Below are 20080 nucleotides of genomic sequence, written 5' to 3'. Positions count from 1 at the left end.
TTCGAAAGAAGTGGTTTTTAGACAATTTTTTAATAACTCCGTAGTTAAAATAGTATTATATCTTTTATTAAACAAAGAAAAGATATAAATAATTTAAATATAATAAACAAATTAAATATACATAAAATTCATCTGAGGAAAATCTGTTTAATTGTTTGTAGATCTTGATTATCTTAAAAAGGATCGTGAAAGATGACGGCGAATCACGCCGCCATAAGTTTAAACTATTTTTTGTTAATCAAGTAGTTTACAATATTTGAGAATTCTTTACCATAATCAGTATCGTGTTTAACTTCAATACTGTTGTTACAAATTTGGTATTTACCATTAACAAACACAGTTGGAACGGCGCGTAATTTTAATTTTTTTGCTGCATTTTTTTGTTTAACTACTAAGGACTTAACAATAAAACTATTTAATGCTGCATCGTATTCTTCACCGCTAATACCTAATGTCATAAAAGTGTTACGGATATCTTCAGGAGTATTAATTAGTTGAGTTTTTTGAATCTTTTCTAATAAGATTGGAAGGATTTTTTGTTCTATTTTTAATGCTATCGCAACTGCCCAAGCTTGTGTTAAGTAAGGACCTAGTGGTCCTAAGGAATCAATGTGATAACGTTCTACCTTTATGCCTTCAGGTAAGTTTTTTTCTACTGTTTTCGGTATTTTATAGATATTTTCAAATTGATAACATTGTGAACAGTAAAAAGAAAAAAATTCTAAGACCTGTGGTAGACTTTTTTCTGACGGTTGAATTTTAGCATACTCTTTTCCTTCTAAATAATTGCCTGAAGATGCTAAAAATGACATAGTTATACCTATTATAGCTAATATAATTTTTTTCATATATAATATTCTCCAAAAAAATAAAATTACTTTTTATCAAAAGTATTTATTGCATTGAACATCGACTGTTGTTTGATGTTATATTGCATTAATATAAAATATATTCATTTTTTTTAAAACCATTCATTAAATTAACTTTTATGAAACATTTTTAGGAAAATAAGGATCTTATTAAAAATCATAATTTATTATAAACAGTGAACATTTTGATTTTTTTAGCATTGCAATGAGTTTGAGCTGTTTATATCAAAATTATAATATGCATTATAGACTTAAGTAAAATATGAAAGTATATTATTTTTTATGCAAGATATTAAATAATATTTATACATTTCATAGTTGGTCCAGTACCTGCATCAAAAAAGACTCTAAAGTAAAACTTATCCTGAACAAAAAAACTTTCCAAGGTGATAATCTCTATTTCATTATCATCAGAATACAATCAATTTTCAAACGATTTAAAAATTTTTTTTGTATTGTGATTATTGTAATCTGCGTCATAAGTTTCTATTCTAATTAAAGGATTCCATCGTACTAATATAAAATAAAAACTAAAAGTATTTCTTTTCGTATTTGACAGTTAAAGTCTCATCAAAAATTAACGATTCGTTAATTAAAATATTTATTTTATATTGTACTCTATCTTTTAATTCGAAAATATACATAAATAAAATTAATTAACTTGAATAGTTTTACAGAAAATAAAAACAAGAAATAGAATAACGAGTCATTTAGTGCTCTACAACTTAAAAGTAAATTATACTTTTCTTTAAATGTTTGATTATTCTAACTTTTTAAGTGATAAAAATTTAGTATAAATAATTCATGTTTATTGTACTGATATCAGAAGTGGTTAATTTTATTATCGCTAAATTTAATTTTCCTATTTTTTAAATAAAGAATATATTTTTTTGATACTATTTAGTAATAGTATTAAGCGGGATTTTATAAATAATGAATACTAAAATGTTTAATTTTATTTATCCTTACTTTATCTTTTGCAAAGTATGAGTATTATTGCATTGCAGTTTTAAAATTATCGTGTTATTCTCGTTTAAATGGAATAAAAGTTGTATTTAGCATGAGCAAAGGTAACTTATTTAAGTTCGTATAAAAATAAACATTTATAAAATATAAAGTTTATCATAAATTTTTATTAATCTTAGTTGATTTTATTGTAAAGCTAAAGTTAATATAAGATTTTTTAAATATAATTACTTATGTCTCTTGATTAATGTAAGAACACCTCTAATAGTATGATTAGTTTAGAAATATTTTAATAAAACAATTAATAAAAAATAAGTTGGTTAGTTAATACGTTTCAAACGTATATCTTTCGGAAAGTGGATGTGTATAGAATATTTTGTGCAACTATAATATCTATAAACTATTTAATAGAAAAATGTCTTCTTTATTCATTTTTAGAGAAAACTACAACATATTTGTACTTTACAATATGAACTCTATGAAAAAACATGTTCAACTTTCTCGAGCTAGCATTAACATGTGTTTAGTGAATTTTGTTTTTTAAAGTTGAGAAAATTAATATTATTTTTATTATCATTAATATGAATAGCGTGAATAATATTGATATAATTTATAGTTTGAGCAAAAGTTTCTGAGATCAAACGATACTATTTTGGTAGATTTAAAGGTTTAATTATATTAATTTAATATTTAGTATTTTTACTATGTAGAAAAATACAAAACAGAATAAGATCTCATGCAAGAAAATATTATGTAGTTTTGTTGTATGATTAAGAGAATTAACTATGTAACATTTTTATTACCATTGCATACTTAATTACTCATACACACTTTTAAGAAAGAAAAGATTATGTATTGTTTTATTTACAATGAAAGGTCAATATGAGCACCTAGTAAAGGGTATAATACTTAATGTGATTTTTTTACTGGCTAGTCAAGATCGAGTTTCTGCATGAAAGTGCACTTGCTTTATTAAAATGTAGTATTTTCTAATTTAGAAGTGCTTATTTTAGTATTTTTTTAGATTCAAGTGAACTGAATTACAGGTGATTAGTTATCACTGTCATTTACTAGTAGTTTTAAAGTTGTTTTTACAAGCAGAGTGAAACCGATATTAATTAGTAGTTTCTGGTGGAGCGTATGGCTAATACAGCTGTACATAAATTATTAATAAATAGATTTGTATTAAGCATTCTAGTTCATATTTATCATAAATCTTTTTCTAAGAGATGTGAACGTATACATGCTTTTCAATATTTTTATAAGACTTAGAACTGTGTTATCGATACTAGAAAACATGATAGACAAGATTGCATATTATTAGCACTGCTAACGCATGTTCACTTTCTATTAAAAGATAACGGATGATGTGTAATATTATTATTTTAATAAAAATAAGTTCATTAACTTTAGCTTCGAACTTAAAAGAAAATAACCTCTTATCGCTCTAATAACATTACTTACCTCTGTTTAACAAAAATTTATTTTTATACAATCAATAATCGCTATCGTCAAAGCAGGAAACAGTATAAACATTAAAACTAAAAATGAACTTTTTATATCATATAATATTTAATAAGTGAGAAAATGGAATCACGTGTACTAGAAAATGAATAATTTATATGAGCTCTTGACTTATTTATATATTGCTTGATTCATTTCTAGTGAAAAGTTCAGTTAAGTATAAAATGTTTTTCTGCTTGCATCAAAATTACTAATATATTTAATATGTAATATATGACGTTATGTGGAAAGCAGCGAAAATTCTATATGTTACGTGATGTTTAATACCTATTGCAATGTACTTTTTTAGTGAAAGTACAAAACGTATTATAGTAAGGAGTTAATTTACTCTTATTTAAGAATAGTATTGATATCGCTAAGTAGATAGCATTGACCTTCTTCTAATTCAGATTATGCTTAAGGTGTCAAGAACACTTGCATAAGCTAGGTGTTATCTGGAATTTTTTAAATTTCTAAATAGTTAAGAAGAGCTAAAATGGATAAATCTAATTGCCAGGTCTTTCAGTAAAAAATTTCCATATTTTATACTACAACAGAATAATCTAGTTACTCTGCACAGAATATCGTAACGAAGGTTAGATTCACTAGTCAAGCGGTAGAATATGATAAAAGAAGTTTCAGGGAATTTATAGAAAATTATTCAAAGTTAAAAATTTTTTAATATTCTCGTACCTTTCTGAAATGTGATTATGCTTAGCTATTCCTCTGCAGCTAATAGTTGCACCATATTAAGACAAAGTAACTTGGTGGTAAGTGTGATGTAGTTAATCGTCAGGTAATTTTCTACGAACATTATCAATCAAAGACGAAAAATGAGAAATGTAAATAGGAATGCTTTATTAATATAATTTTAAAAAAGCAACACATAAAGATAATTTAATTTTTATTCAAAAATTAGACAGTAAATTACTATAGAAATAAACTGTTAGTATCGAAAGTGCGTTTGTGTCTTATGTCTTTACAGGTGATTCTGCGGGTTAAAAATATTTTTTAAGTATTTCAGAAAGTTAATGAATGGTAATGTTTATACTAGTTCAATTTTAAACTATAACTCATGTATATTTAATTAAGAAAACCCTTCGAAAATCAATCAATAAAATGAACCGAAAGTAGAAAGGGATGTTTAAACTCTCAAAACACAATCATCAATAATACTATTAATACAAGCTTCTCAGTGAGCACCTTGACTTTATATCAATTATTATTTCTTTGATTATACGGTTTTTAAATTATTTATTGGTATTTTATGTAGACTAATGACGAGATAGAGATGTTTTTGATAAAAAGTGAAGTATAAAACAACATCAGGAGACAAGAAATATAATACTCTCTTTACCGTTCGTAAATAGCAATACTTTGAGTGAATTAGATCTTTTTTTGTATGATCCTTAAAAATTAGAAAGCTTAACAAAATAGTAATAAATATATTATTTATACTGAATACGCTCTGGTAGGAAATATTATTATTCGTAAATATGTGCATGTTATATTGTTGTATTTTCCGGATAATATATAATATAATGAATAGTAAGTAATGTATTTCAAGTCAAACTTGTGTACAGTATATTTGAACTTTAGAAATTTTTACTGTACATCAAAAAATTACTAGGATAGCTAAGTAAACTTATAGATTAAAATATTGTATTTTTAATACATATTTTACCTTCATTATTTCTTTAGTGTATGGATAACCTGGAGAATTTTTATATATAATAATAGTGGCTTCCAGATTAATATTATATTGCTTTCTCATTACTTATCACTGAGATAGAAAATAACAATGAAAATATCTTCTCACAGTGATGACACAAGATTAAGCACATAACGTATTTGAAGATGTAAAATATAATTAAATAATTTAGAGTAACACTTAGTCAATACTTTAATATTAACACGTTAGCTTTTTATCAAGAATCTTCTAACTTACGTTTTTAAAGATTTTTATTTAAGAGAGCGATCTGATCACGCTCTAGAAACTGGGATTAATATGAGCTGGAAATCACTATTTTTTAGTATCATGCAGAATGATTAAACAAGGCAAGCATTTATTATAAACTGCGAGAGCATATGATTAAGCGTGTGAGAGCTTTACAATAGAAAGGTGTAAGATGCTATTAAGAATAATATATGTTAGTTATTATTTATACACTGCATGATAATTATGATGTATGTAATACAACCGTCTAGAATTTAGTTTTTTATCAGCTATAAGCCTTAAAATACTGCTACAAATTTTGTAGGCTGATTTATTCTTGAAACTCCGTCTATTGAAACTTTTAAAAGCATTAGGAAGTGAATTGACTTTTATTTGAAATAATGAAAATGGTAATCTATTAATATTGTTAGTTGTTAGTGATAAAACACTACTAGACTGCATCTCAAGTAAAAAATATTTTATTTGTGATATGGAACAGAGTATTAGTAAGTGTTTTTGGTAGATACATTCTTACTCAACGTTCTGTTGATAACGATCACTTCAGGTGAACGATGCTAACAGTAATCTGATCCAGAATTAAGGATATCAAAATTACCTTACCGTCATTTACAGCATGTATCGAAAAAATTTAGTAAATGCAACTGAGGAAGTCAGTGTGTAGAGCATGTAGTATATCTGAAGCTAAGTAGAGATTATTGAGAACTAAAAATCAGCTAATATAGTTAAAATTTAGCTGATAAGATAAAGATAGTCTGTGAAATGCTAATCAGCACGTAATTGTACTTGATGTCTATTTTAAGTTTTAATAATTGTACATTCCTCATTTAGTTCGGTTTTTTATACTTATGATAGGAGTTTATACGTTATGCGAATTACCTTCTTTACTAGAACCTAATTATATTACACTAATTGAGCGTGTCAGACGCAGAGTAGGATTAAGAACAGATATGTGTATAGTTTTGAGAAATCAGAAAACTCTATATATCATAAATATTCTTAATAAAAAATTTATTAATATTCGTTTTGACTTACTGATAAGCATCTTTAAGGTAGATGTTACTATCAGTTATTCCTTTTAAAATAACATTATTTTTTTTATTAAGTAGGAGATTTTATTAATGAAAATTCTGTAGCTATTCTGGAAGTATAGTTTATTGCGTCTATGGTCAAAAATCGTTGTGTAAGTAGTAAAATATAAATAATACTGTTGTTTACCAGAAAATAGATATGTTATTAGCAGTAAGTGCAACCAATATGGAGTAGAATATCTGGAAGCTTACGGGTACTTTTACAATGTATTCTAGGTCGGAAGGGTTGTAATGCTCTTCTTTAGTTGTATTGCTCGCATAACATATTAATGAGTCTTTCTAATCGGTGTTACCAAATCAACAGGACTAACGGCGAGGTGGCGCTGTGCACAAATACCGGCATAGTAAATTGACTCAAACGTAAATAATTAATAGAATTTACTAAAGACGTTTTTATTATCTATATTAAACAAGATAGTGTTGGACATATAATAACTATACACTCTAAGAAAAATCATTACGGTGTAACCATCATTATCACAGATAGACTTAGAGTATACATTCGCCTGATTAAGTGAAATATGGTAGTATCAATTACCATAATCGAAAAGATGATAGTTTCTAGAGTGATATTGAAACTACATAAACAGATTTAAATAATATTTTAATAAAAAGAAGTTAATATGCTTTTTCCGGTCAGGGAAGGTTCAAGCGTACAATAATGCTATTTTTTTACTTTAACGATGTGTTACATATAAATAATAAACAATGATATATTATTTTGGACAGTAGTACAGTCCTTGACTGATGATACAAAAACGATCAAATTAGTTTTTAATTTCATTGTTTAAATGCACACTTTCACTATTAAATAAGTATACAAGGCGAAAAGAACATATAACTAAATGTTCAACGAGATGATAAACGACGGTATCGTATTTGAGTTGACATTAATATAGATTAATAAATTAATCAAAACCATCAACTGTCTTTTTCTAAAAAACATAAAAATATTAATATTTTATATATAATAATGTATATAAAATATTTATTTGTCTTGATGCTTTTATAACTAAAAGATATGATTTTTGATTATTATTTTATGCGATTTAATGAAGATTGCGTTTTTTACTGTTTCGATACTTAAATTTATATAAGCCTAGAATTTTCTGATTATGTAAACCTCTGTGTATCTATATTTATCATTTAGGAAGTGCATATCTCATGGATTTAGTTGTAAGGAAGATGTAAATACTCTCTCTATTCAGTCTGATACTGTTATTTAGTAAGATAATAACAAATCTAAATTAAACTATTTTAATAGCATTACAAAATTATATATTTATGTTCCAGTTTTTCAAAAAGGTCAGACTAGTAATCTCTGAGACAGTTATATACACTGTATCTAGCTACCTGGATAATGGGAGTGTCAGTCCGCGGATACTCTGATAATAACAAAACGGATACTAATATGAAAATTAGATAGTTTGCGACAATGTATTATGGTTTACTTATACTATATGCATTAAGCGGTGTAGATAGTAATGACGTTTCCTGGGCTCAAGAAGTGCTTGGAAATAAAGCGCGTAAGATAAATCGATATAAGAACGGCGTTAGTATATTGGCATTATGATTGTCAATAATGATCTCTAGATTATTCGGTTCTTATACAGAAAATTTTAACTAAAATAAGGAAGCATACGTTACTTCTTACCTATTTTGAAAATAGTTTAATCATTTTTTCGGTTACCATAAAAATTGGTGTGTCATAAAAATCTAATCAACTAACATGCTAGACATTATACAGTAGCCTCTATAGAAACTCAAGACTTTTGTAGTGTTCAAGAAAAGCCAGTAAGAAAATTGTTTTGTAATACCTTCTGAAATAATTAGTCTTTCGACAAATGAAGTCACCTATCATTTTATTACGCTCATAGTAGATATTTAAGAAATCAATAAGGATATATGATTCTGATCTTATTTTATACAACTCTGGATGAATAATATATTCAATCATGGTGAATGTAATGATTGTTCCTATTGTATCTATTGTATTAAATAAAGAACATTCGTCGATTAAAATGTAGCCCTTTTTAGAAAAAAACTAATTAAGACACAGGGCCTGATGATTGACTATTAACTTTAAATAATTTGTTAAATGTATTTATTGCTACGAAATCATATCAGTGCCTAAATTAATATCTCACCGTGAGAAAAATGTTAGAAAAGCATTTAGGTAGTTGTTGGTAATACATTAAATAGTACTGAAAGTATTAATGCATTTTTAAAAGCCGATGGAAATATTAGGGTAATCTATAGTAATAACAAAATAATTTCAATAGCTTGATAGTATGCAAGAACTGACCCAGGGCAATAAATATTGCCATTAATGGTTAGTAAATATTCTTTATAAAGATCATGGGTGCTGGATTTAATATACTAGTTTTGCATTAATCTATTTGAAGAAGTGATAGTACAGTGCAATATGTTTTAGTGTCAATGTTTTTCCCATATTAAGTGTTAGTCCTATGTTAAAGGAGAACGTAATGCATAAAATTGACACTTCATCATACAAAATAAACTTAGTCAGGAGACGAGTAGATTACCAACGAAAATTAGTTACTAAAATATAGTTAATAAACTTAAATAATAATATTACAATACATGACTAAATGAGTGTATTATGGTTAAGTGATAAGATGTTTATCTACATAAAGGATAAAATGACAAGCTTTATTAAGCAGTAAGACGTTAATATCAGGCAAAATTAAATAAATAAAAACAAACTGATTAATATCGATTTTGTAGTTTTAAATACGCTAAGAAAAGTTTTAAAAAGATTTTTCATTAAGCTAAAATATTGAGAAATAGTGACTAAGTTATTCAATTAAAAATCATTTAAAAAAAATAACACAGATCTTTTAGATAAAATTTTTTCTAAAACCTTAGTATAATACAAACAGAAAATTATGCAAGATATACAATAAATAAACGTATTGGTAGAGTAGTTAGTGTAGAGATTGTTTCACTTGACAGAAATATCATTAAAGTCTATAGAAAAACATATTTTCTTGCAAGAGTAAGGTTAATGTGATGTTTTATTAAATTAATGAAAAATAACGACAATAGAGATTAGGAAGTCAATAAAAACGGGTATTTTATTTTCCATGGCGTACTATGGATCATAGGAATTTTTTGTTCAAAAGATAATAATACCTATAAGCATTTTTGAATGAACGTTTTACGGCTGTTTTATGATCAGGTGAATAGTTGCCACTTGAGATGACGTGAATAGATCATATTAGTGCTGAATCTCAAGATTAAGTAATTTGGAAAGTATAGCTGCATGAAATAGATTTGGATATTATAATCATAATAGTTATGTTTTAATGGGTGCAAGTGATTTTAAATTATAATTGCTATATTAATATACTTTACTAATGACTTTTATAACAATATTAATAGTTAGACTAAATGAATGTTTGGAGTATTTAATAACGCTAAAACATATGAAATATTTTAAATTAGCAAAAACCAGAAATGCCTAAAGAGACAATATTGAATAAAATCATTATATTGTTTTTATCTTTTCTGATTTAAAAAAGATTAGTATCATTCTAAAGTAAAATGCAAATCCGATAACATAATATGAATATATTATAATAATGATGTGATTTTGAAATTGTAAACCTGATACCAGTAATGCAACTGATGCATTAGTTTTCCATCAAAATAGTATTGTTAAACTGATCTCTGTTCTAGATAAAGCGGATATAAATAAAAATTAGATTTTTAATGGTACAAATAATATTTTGCTTGATTTTTAATCATAAAAAGAGATGATTCGGAAGAAAAATGCTATTAATAAATTAGGTAGATTAAGCAATCACTCTACTTCGAGCATACTTTGAGTCTCAATGAGTAAGAGAAGAAAATTATATTGATTCATCTGAAAAGATTATGTAGTGAACTTAATGAATTTTGAGATTCATACTTCCCTTATATAAATTCTCCACACACCATCTTTGGTATGTTGGTATTTAGTGTTAAAAAAGCAAAATAAGTATATAGCTGTTTTTGATTACTGCAATAATTGTCAGTTCGATATATTTATGCAAAATATAATAAGAAAGTACAGAAGTTTTAACAGATAGCATTTATTAAAAATGCTATTTAAATCAATTATAGTAAGAAGGTTAAGTATGTTTTATTATTGTGATGCTAATAGGAGTATCTAATAAGATAAAGAGAGAAAATATTGCTCAAAATAACTGATGTTTTAAAAATTAATCTTTGATAGTATCAGTTCTTTCTATGTTAAGGTAGAAAAATATACTGATTATTAAAGTAGTAGGTGAATATTTAATACTACTAATATTTTTAGTATATACACTGAAAATAATATATATTAAAAATCGATATTTTAGAGAAAATTCGAGACTAACAGACAAGACGTCTATATGTCACGTTTTTATCCATATGTATAAAGATTGAATCATCTCATTCATCTAACAGCTAAGAAAAAAGTTTAATAGAAGATGATAAGATAGGGTCTGATCTAAATCATCTTACTGACTAGATCTTAAGACAAAACAATCTAAAAAGAAATAATTTACTTTTAGTGCTCCTCAGTATAAAAGCATTATCAACCTGAAAATTAATTAGGAGGTGTAGTATAAAACAAAAGACAGTAAACTTTATAATTGAGGGCTATTATATATCTTAATATTATCGACGTGAATACGGTCCTACCTTTATATTATAGATTGTAAAAGTAAGTGGAATAATCAAACTTGTATTTTTTGAGTAATGAATAGTGCTGATAACACCTTTGACGAGGAAAGTGATGAGTCATTTCAAGTAGTAAACAGGTATAATGTGTGCGGTGAAATTTATCAAAGATTATCGTGAAGATATAAAATCTTGTTGATAGCGTGCAATTAATAAACTATGATAAATCTACTAATTACAAAGAATCTATCCACTTTAATTTTTCCCGAGACCAAATAGTTTATTCTATATTTTAAAGTTGTTTACGTCATTTTTACATAAGTAGAAGCGGTAGTAAAATAACAGCAATCAAATAGTACCGTGACATTATTCAGCGTATGGAGAGTATCAAAATTTTTATCCATGTCATCATCGATTGCGCCTTTTATATAACTAATCATAATATCTTAATTCTATTAAGTTAGGCTATCTTATAGACAAGTGAATGATAGTTATTATAATACAACTGCAAGTCTGTTATAGTCTCCGTGTCAATAATATAAGCTATTAAATTTCTATTGTATTTGTCTGTGTATTTTATATATTGTTTTTATGATTATCATACTAAAAAGATATCCTTATGCTGGGTAGAAAAAATTTTTTTCATGATCAAATCAACGTTCCATTATAGGTTTATTTATTGATATTCTACGGAGATTAATTTCTTTAAATGTATTGTTAAGTGTATTGTATACTATTTTGTTCTTTCGGAGAGAAACCCCTCGTTTATATATAGAAAAACTTAGTTTCTTTTTATGGAGCACATTAATATATGTCTGAGAAAAAATTTTTGAAATGTTAAAGTGATATTTTAAAAAAGTAAACACAGGCTGTTCGTCGGGAATTGTACATTGTTACCTCATATTTAGCACGAACGTAAGATATATCTAAGTAAGAAGATCGTGCATTTTAAAATTAAGTATGATGATCCACTCTGGTATGAATAGGAATCAATTGATAGATAACTAATTGTAGAATAATGCAAAAATAAAATTTTTTAATATAGAAAATTATTCTCGAGGTTTTCATGTCTTCCCTACACTGCGTCAGGGATACAGAACATACATATGAATCTCTGATTAAAAGATTTTAATGCTTGGAGAATTCCAGGATCTTCCCCGCTTAATAACAAGAAAGCGTCAGTGTGGAACAATTACACTATTTATATGGTGTTCATCAAGATAAACTTCCTGCAATTAGCGTGTACTGTAATTTTTAATTTTCGTGCTTTGTGTTGTCAGTAGTGAGTGCTTATTTTAAAATAGGTTTAAGTGTATGGTAAATATTTTAAGTATAAATTTTATACAGTATCGATGATTTATTAGTATTACTAATATTAATTAGATACTGTAATTTTACATTAACGTACATTCTTGCTAATGGCGACTGATTATAGTACTGACAGATCACGGAGGTCTACTTCGAAGAGAAATATTGTATCTGTAGATACTGACTGAATATTGCTTTGATTCGAGTTCATTTAATTTCCGTAAAGTATTCTTTGGATAACTCTATCGAAGTCAAAGGTAATTTCTTCCCGGTTTTAGCATTATGGCTCTAGCTCGTCTGTGGTCTCTCCATATATGTTAGGCTTAAACTATTAGCTGCACATCTAAATGTTAACGGTGTATTTCTAATCATCGACTGCAGAAGAGCAGGCTTTGTAGCAGACTTTCTAGTATACTATTTACGATTTTCAGTGTAAGAGGAAAATTGCATAGTCGAATACCGACTAATGACTACCTCTTAAGAGTTGTTGAAATATATAAACTGAAAATATTTCCGACTCTGCTTAAAGGTAAGTATTAAGGGAAATGAAGTTAAAAGTTTTCTCTAAAAAGTAGTTAAAAAATTTTAACTTATAGGTAATTACTGTTCCGTGTATTTTAGCATGAATAGAATAGATGACACTTATTTTGGGATGAAGTTATCTTTTAAGTACTAACAACTTTTGTGAGTGAAACACAGCACAAGTTTGACGGTAGCTTTTAGTTGAGAATTCATTATAAAGTAGTAATACAACTGGTCAGATTGTCGTTTGTGGAATGCAGAGAAAACGCATTTTACTAACTTCATTAAGTCATAAAAAACGATAAGATTTATAGGTGAAAATACAGTTGGTTTTGGGCATAGAGTATTGTTTATTCTTTCAGAAGATAATCTCTACATTGATGAAAGAAGAGCAGGAAACTTGTTAGGGAGTTATAAAACTGAAATATTTAACCTAACGAGGAGGTTCTTATTCTTAAAGACATCAGTGATCTTCCGATGATCGAGAGGAAGTAAATCTGTTCTTCTGCCTTTTGAGTTATTTTTAAGAAAAGGTAAGAATAGTTCTGACGTAAAATAAAAAATTCACCGATTGGACGATATGTTTTTATCGATAACTTGTTGTTTATTAAAATTTTAGATAGATTTCTGAATGACTCAATAACATTGAGTATCAAAGGACGAGGTTCTTGATTGAGTAATTAACGACAAGAAAACGTCTTGACTAACAATCTAGTTCCAAACAACAAAACAGTATCATTAGGAAAATATTAGTCTGTTTGATGAAATACGGACATGAAAATAGTAAGAAGAAGTAAGATATCATAGTATTGATAACATCATATTAATAAAATGAACTTATGATTTATTGAACTGGTTAGTTTCAAATGCCGCTGAGTATAATCATGTATAGAATATTCAATTAGTTGTAACTACCGATACAAATATTAAATAGGTTAAGATATTCAGTTAAAGAAATTATTAAAGCTATGTTATTTCTATTTTAGCCCCTTACAAAAATCTTCATATTTATGATATAATATTACTTAACCGATCTTCATCATGATAATATGGAAGTATTAAATTTCTTTTATTAGAGACGATCATAATACTTATTATATTCAGTGATTACATATATAACTGTTCCAATGCAGCCTAATTTCTTAACGATCTCCCTGAATGGTACGAAAATTATTCCAAAACGATTTCGTATGAGTAACTTTAGAGATGATAGTATGATAGTTTGAGATGTTGAAGTGTTCCTGTTTTGAATATGTATACTATCAATCATATCATCAGGTCGTAAGTATAGAAGATACTATTCAGAAAAAAATCTAAGTAATAACCAAGGAATGTTATGAAAATTAGTGTTGTGACTTCCTTGAATTTACTAGAAATAATAGATGTTTCTTAATGCAACATACAAAAAGAAAGTGAAATAATTTTATGATAATTTAAAATTATAAGTGTAATGAATTAGCGTGTTAGAATGCAATCTCCTTCACAGTTTTGATTAAGTTTTCTCGATTTGATTAAAACCAAAGTAACATAAGCGAATCATCGATAAAGATAAAATATAAAAGGTAAAGTTTATTGCTTATAAGTAATATTAAAGCAATTCTAACTTTTTTTATTTGTATTATACTGAAATAGCTGCAAAGTAATGAAGATAGTTGAGATACATTATATAACAGTGTTACCTTTTAAATAACTTTAGAATATATTAAATAAAAATAGCAAGTTAATGATTACATTAACAATGTATTTAATTATTTAAAGTTAATAATGAGATTTATTTATCTGCTAATTTAAGAAGATAATACTCTAGAATTAGAATAATCGCAGGTTGATCTGGCGAGTCCTATAACTTGGTTGACTTTAATTGATCGAATAATTTTTGAGTAATAAGCGTTTTGTTTAATAGCATCAAACTTATCATATGATTCGTACTTAGATAGAGTAATGCAAGAAATGTGTTGTTATTAAAGAGTAAAATAACACGGTATGATTTATGTGATATTAACGAGAACTAATGCTAATAAAGCATTTTAAGTTTATCATAATGAAAAAGATGATCGAAGGATTTTGATTTCATAATCCGATGTATATTTGGGTGGTTAGTTAATCTAGTCTTAACCTACTTCTATTGGTATTTGAAAAAATAGATAGTAGAAAAGCATGAAGATGATAAAAGTATGTTCATTTCTGTCTTTACAAATTTGCACAAAACACTAAAAATATTGATGTTTTACTCAAATTTTATATTACTAATAGAGTATTCAAGAAACTTATATAAAGTTTATTAATTGTCACGTTTTTGTTGAATGGTGGGTCGTGCAGGATTCGAACCTGCGACCAATTGATTAAAAGTCAACTGCTCTACCATCTGAGCTAACGACCCTTATGATATATATATAACTGATAAAATGGTGGGCGATACCGGGTTCGAACCAGTGACCCCCTCCTTGTAAGGGAGGTGCTCTACCAACTGAGCTAATCGCCCTGACGTCAATGAAAGTAAATTATAGTGATCCTTTAGTCGGAGTCAATGATTTTTGAATAGATTTTTTCTATTTGATGTAAAAATAAACAATATTTTGTATTGATTATAAAAATTTCCTTTAACTAGCCATTATAACAGTATACTCATTTTTTTATAAAATTTAAATAAAACATTTTTATACCTATATAGTTATTTTATACCTGATTTATTTATCTACTGTATCGAGAACATGATGAAGATATTAATTATAATGTGATCAATGAGAATAAGATCGTTATCCATAATAATTTCAATAGTATTAATACATTATAAATGTAATTATTTTCTCGATTATTTGAAACATTATTACATTTTTATCATCAGTGATGTATTTATATATACTTTAAGGGTATTGTAATATGTTGACTAATGTTCCGTAGTGTATACTTAAAAAATATCATAATACTACACTTTGTATTATCATGACAATATAACTTGTATGACACATTTCATTATATAGCGTTCATTAAATTTTAAATTGCAACATGTTAAAATAATGTATCATAATTAAGGTCCTTTTGATGAGTAAAATTAAAACTCGCTTCGCACCTAGTCCAACTGGTTCTTTACATATTGGTGGGGTGCGTACTGCTCTTTATTCTTGGTTATATAGCCGTCATAATCAAGGTAACTTTATTCTGCGTATTGAAGATACTGATTTGAAACGTTCTAATCGGGAAGCTATAGATGCTATCATAGATGGCATGAACTGGTTAAATTTAAATTGGGATGAATCTCTATACTATCAAACAAAACGTTTTGAGCGTTACAGCGCTGTTATTGATACAATGGTTAATTCAGGTACAGCTTATCGCTGTTATTGTTCCATAGAGCGCTTAGATAACTTACGTCATCAGCAAATAGAAACAGGTAAGAAACCACGATACGATGGATTTTGTCGTGATCATACTTATTGTAATACACGATCTGAACCTTATGTTATTCGTTTTCGTAATCCACAAGACGGTTCAGTAATTTTTAATGACAGCATTCGTGGTCCAATTAAATTTAGAAACCAAGAGTTAGATGATCTTATAATATGTCGCAATGATGGAACTCCAACATATAACTTTTGTGTTGTAATCGATGACTGGGATATGGAAATTACTCATGTTATACGTGGTGAAGATCATATTAATAATACACCTCGGCAAATTAATATGTTAAAAGCATTAAACGCGCCTATTCCTGAGTATGCTCATGTTGCAATGATTGTCGGAGCTGATGGTAAAAAACTATCTAAGCGCTACGGTGCATTAAGTATTATGGAATATCGTAATAACGGTTATTTACCAGAAGCATTACTAAACTATTTAGTCAAACTTGGTTGGTCGCATGGTAATCAAGAAATATTTTCTCGTGAAGAAATGATAAAATATTTCAGATTAAGTAATATCAGTAAATCTGCAAGTGCATTTAATGCAAATAAGCTATTGTGGTTAAATCATTATTATATTAATCATTTACCAGCTGAACAAGTCGCCGCTCATCTCTCATGGCACATGGAACAGCAAGGCATTAATATTGAAACTGGTCCTCATTTAACTGATTTAGTTAAATTACTAGGTAAGCGTTGTAAAACATTAAAGGAAATCGCCGAGTCATGTCATTATTTTTATAAAGATTTTTGTGAATTTGATGAAGATTCCGCGAAACAATATTTACGTTTTATTGCTATTCAACCATTGGAGATGATTCAACAAAAATTAACTTCTATTCATGAGTGGACGGTAGAAAACATTCATGAAGCCATTAAACACACAGCGACAGAATTATGCATTAGTATAAATACAATAGGTATGCCCTTGCGTGTTGCTGTTACTGGCGCTAGCCAATCAGCAGCATTAGATATTACCATTCATGCAATTGGACAAGTACGTTCTCTTTCTCGTATTAGTAAAGCGCTTACTTTTATTACTGAACGTGAAACCTCTGTCGCGTCATGATTAATTATATCGGTTTTATGATCTTATATTAATACAAAGTTCATTGAAGTTTTTAATACATGTGCTATGTTATTTATATTACTCGGATATTTCTTAGTGATTTAAAATCGTTGAGTGCGTTTATTGTATTTATCAAATACTTCACTTCTCGTTAATGAGCTTAGTTAAGTTATTTCGAATGATACACAAACTTGTTTTTAAAATAAAAACTGAAAATAAAAATTTTCTATGCTTTTGACTTAAGATATTGTAACATATTAAGTCACATTTAATATTGATATTATCTGATTGACACTTTAAAATTATTTTAATGTTATTAGTATAACTTTTTGGGGTTATAGCTCAGCTGGGAGAGCGCTTGCATGGCATGCAAGAGGTCAGCGGTTCGATCCCGCTTAGCTCCAACCAGAATTTATTCTGATTGTTAGCTTTCATATGAGTCGTGTTGTTGATTTGTATTTGCATGGAGCATTTCTCACTGTTTGTATGATAATATTCTTTTGTATTAAATTACCTGAATAAATTAAAATAATTAAATTACTTTATTGAAATTTTTTATAAAGTATCTGTATATTGATGGTTAAATGCTAAAAAATAATAATAGCTAAGAATTTATTCAGAATATTTTAAAATGTAATTATTTTCATCTATTTAATTACAACAAATAAAAATTATAGTATCGATCTCAGTCGAGGAAGATTTTAAAAACATTGTACTTTTTTGCATCAAAATACATATGTTCTTTGGAGTGCTAATATGAATGCGTGGTTTATATACTTTTGTATTTTATGAATATACATCCCCAGTGGGAACATATATTTGATGATTTTATGAATATTAGTATTGCATATAATTGTTTTAAATTTTAGACAAAATTAGTCGTTCAAAAAATAACTAATGTATTGGGTAAAGCGTGAAATAATTAGCAAGATCTATATCAATGATCTTGAAAAACGAATAGAATTGTCATGAAAATGAAACATAATTCTTTTGTAAGAAAGATGCATTGTGAAAAGTTATGAAAGTGAATTAAAGTTTCTAAAATCATATAATGTATTGGGATAAACGCTTATCGTTTATTACTTACAATCGTAGTTATTACTAAAATTTCTTACTAATAGATCAAATTATTAATAGTTTTAAGCTTGAATTAAAATCCTTAGTACGCATAAATGATGTATTAGAAAGATGTAGTGTTACAGGAAAGAATTTTTAAATGATGTATATTATATACTGAGCATGATTATTCAAATCGTAAAACGTGATAAACTTTATACATTCTATAATGACTAAGTAGTTTTAAATATATTATTTGAACTTTAAACATCTCACTGAATCTAAAAACTGTGAGATATATTCGAATCGAATGGAGATTTTAGTTTTTTAAATATAACAGTTATTATCTTTTTATTTTCCAGAAAATTTGTTAAATAAGCGATGAATTGTTAATTCAACAAGTTTATTTCATACTATGAAGTTCATTATGAGATTAAATATTAGGTAATATTTCTGTGGGAAATTTTATAAACTATTCTGAGTAACATTCAGAATTTTTTGAACAAGTTCCTGTAGTTATTATCAAAGAATTGATATAGTATTGAATAGTTAAATTAGAACTTAAATAAGGAAATTGAATCATAATAATTAGTAATAAAACTTTAGACTTTATTTAATGCGTCATATTAATATCATTATTTAAAACTGATTTATTAGTATCCAAAATATGTTTTGAGTAGAATTATTAGTTATTTATTTCATTAATGTGAGCATCATATGAGCTCTGTTAGTAAATTAGTTCAGTATTGGTCATAATACTTGCTAAATTAGATAGTTTCTATTTTACCACATACTTTAAAAGTATATATATTCTGAATATTTTCTCAGTTGTTTGAAGCTATCTAGCCTGATTATTTTTATAGTTTATTCATATTCTTCTACGTAAGTAATATGCACTTTTTTAAATAATCTTCATTTTTTATTTACTATTACTTGTATTGTATATGTAGAAAGATTACCAAAGTGAATATTGTATGATGATATTAATGATCAATTGTTTAGATATAGAATAAACTTTTTTAATAAAGCTTTTCTTTGAAATTAAGTGCTTATATTGCTTAAATAACCAAAAATTAATTAATAAAAATTATAGTATAATAACTGTTTATCATATGTTTCGTAAAGTGTAAGAATAGACAATGTATTGGTAAGTGTTATTTACTGAAGTATAAAATGAATTTAGCATACTTTATAGTTATTATTCTTTAAAATAAATTTTTTAATTTATTAAAAATTAATGAAGATGTTAATTAGAGTTGTTAAAAAGTTAAAGTGAATTCTGTTTGAGAAAAATAATGATATTAGTAAGAGATTTTACTAAATTTCAGATTATCTAATTTAGTTATGCTTTATTAAATTATTTTTATTAAAAAATAAGAGAAATTTATTTACTTTTACTGTATTTCTACTTATAGAATTGATAATTGATTAATTTTAAAAACATTTCATTGATATAATAAGTCAACTGTGTTGACTTGATGATTGAATTACGTTTTATCTATCTGAGTTACTAAGGGAGTAGTTTTCATCATGCTATATAAAAGATTCTTTCTAAAATGTAATCACCGGAAAGTGACTTTTAGGTGATTGTTCCTAATGTTAATTTAATAAAATATTTTCTTATTTTGTGATTTATTACCTGACAATAGCTCAAACCAAGTCTTTAGATTACG

At 26.7% G+C, this 20080-nt stretch carries 3 protein-coding genes and 3 tRNA genes; 2 read left to right on the top strand and 4 right to left on the bottom strand.

Going from position 1 to position 20080, the window contains the following annotated elements:
- Nucleotides 1–224: 224 nt before the first annotated feature.
- The 4 genes from dsbA to GFV14_RS02720 form a co-directional block, all read right to left on the bottom strand.
- Nucleotides 225–848 carry a thiol:disulfide interchange protein DsbA gene (dsbA, locus tag GFV14_RS02735; protein ID WP_457914142.1) on the bottom strand — a complete coding sequence of 208 codons (624 nt, stop codon included), beginning with the start codon at nucleotides 846–848 and terminating at the stop codon, nucleotides 225–227.
- 10508 nt (nucleotides 849–11356) lie between these two features.
- Entirely contained in the window at nucleotides 11357–11494 is a 138-nt protein-coding gene (locus GFV14_RS02730) for a hypothetical protein (RefSeq protein WP_457914141.1), read from the bottom strand.
- Between the two features lie 3694 nt (nucleotides 11495–15188).
- Nucleotides 15189–15264 (bottom strand) — tRNA-Lys (locus tag GFV14_RS02725).
- A 26-nt stretch (nucleotides 15265–15290) separates the two neighbouring features.
- Nucleotides 15291–15366 (bottom strand) — tRNA-Val (locus GFV14_RS02720).
- Nucleotides 15367–15926: 560 nt separating this feature from the next.
- Here GFV14_RS02720 and gltX point away from each other — a divergent pair.
- Nucleotides 15927–17351 carry a glutamate--tRNA ligase gene (gene gltX, locus GFV14_RS02715; protein WP_457914139.1) on the top strand — a complete coding sequence of 475 codons (1425 nt, stop codon included), beginning with the start codon at nucleotides 15927–15929 and terminating at the stop codon, nucleotides 17349–17351.
- A 331-nt stretch (nucleotides 17352–17682) separates the two neighbouring features.
- A tRNA-Ala gene (locus GFV14_RS02710) sits at nucleotides 17683–17755 on the top strand.
- Nucleotides 17756–20080: the final 2325 nt, after the last annotated feature.

The organism is Candidatus Hartigia pinicola (genome assembly GCA_020541205.1).
Taxonomy (GTDB): domain Bacteria; phylum Pseudomonadota; class Gammaproteobacteria; order Enterobacterales; family Enterobacteriaceae; genus Hartigia; species Hartigia pinicola.
This window is presented reverse-complemented; position numbering and strand designations above follow the sequence as displayed.